This is a genomic window from Arenimonas aestuarii (assembly GCF_054781715.1).
Genome location: NZ_BAAGTW010000011.1, coordinates 1 through 936, shown reverse-complemented (window position 1 = coordinate 936; position 936 = coordinate 1). Strand labels below are relative to the sequence as shown.

1 protein-coding gene is annotated in these 936 nt (G+C 65.1%); it reads right to left on the bottom strand.

Annotated elements, in window-relative coordinates; translation table 11 throughout:
- The coding region (gene tuf / locus ACYVJH_RS13785; RefSeq protein WP_460455227.1) for an elongation factor Tu at positions 1 to 936 on the bottom strand (936 nt) is incomplete at both ends.

The following is a 936-nucleotide window of genomic DNA, read 5'->3' as shown; positions in this document are numbered from 1 at the left end:
CGGCATCACCATCTCCACGCCTTCCGGCAGCTGGCAGGCGCCAGTCACGTCGGTCGTGCGGAAGTAGAACTGCGGACGGTAACCCTTGAAGAACGGCGTGTGGCGACCGCCCTCGTCCTTCGACAGCACGTACACCTCAGCCTCGAACTCCGTGTGCGGGGCAATCGAGCCCGGCTTGCACAGCACCTGGCCGCGCTCCACGTCGTCACGCTTGGTGCCGCGCAGCAGCAGACCGGCGTTGTCGCCCGCCTGGCCCTGGTCGAGCAGCTTGCGGAACATCTCGACGCCAGTGACCGTGGTCTTCTGGGTCGGGCGGATGCCGACGATTTCAATTTCGTCGCCCACCTTGATGATGCCGCGCTCGATGCGGCCCGTCACCACCGTGCCACGACCCGAAATCGAGAACACGTCCTCGACCGGCATCAGGAACGGCTTGTCCACGTCGCGCTGCGGCTCCGGGATGTAGGTGTCCAGCGCCTCAACCAGCTGGATGATCGCCGGAACGCCAATCTCCGACTGGTCGCCTTCCAGCGCCTTGAGCGCCGAACCCTTGATGATCGGGGTGTCGTCGCCCGGGAAGTTGTACTTGCTCAGCAGCTCGCGGATCTCCATCTCCACCAGCTCCAGCAGCTCGGCGTCGTCCACCATGTCCGCCTTGTTCATGAACACGACGATGTAGGGAACGCCAACCTGGCGGGCCAGCAGGATGTGCTCGCGGGTCTGCGGCATCGGGCCGTCAGCGGCCGAGCACACCAGGATCGCGCCGTCCATCTGCGCCGCACCCGTGATCATGTTCTTCACGTAGTCGGCATGGCCCGGGCAATCCACGTGCGCGTAATGGCGGTTCGGGGATTCGTACTCAACGTGCGCGGTCGAGATCGTGATGCCACGCGCCTTCTCTTCCGGCGCCGCGTCGATCGCGTCGTAGGCCTTGAA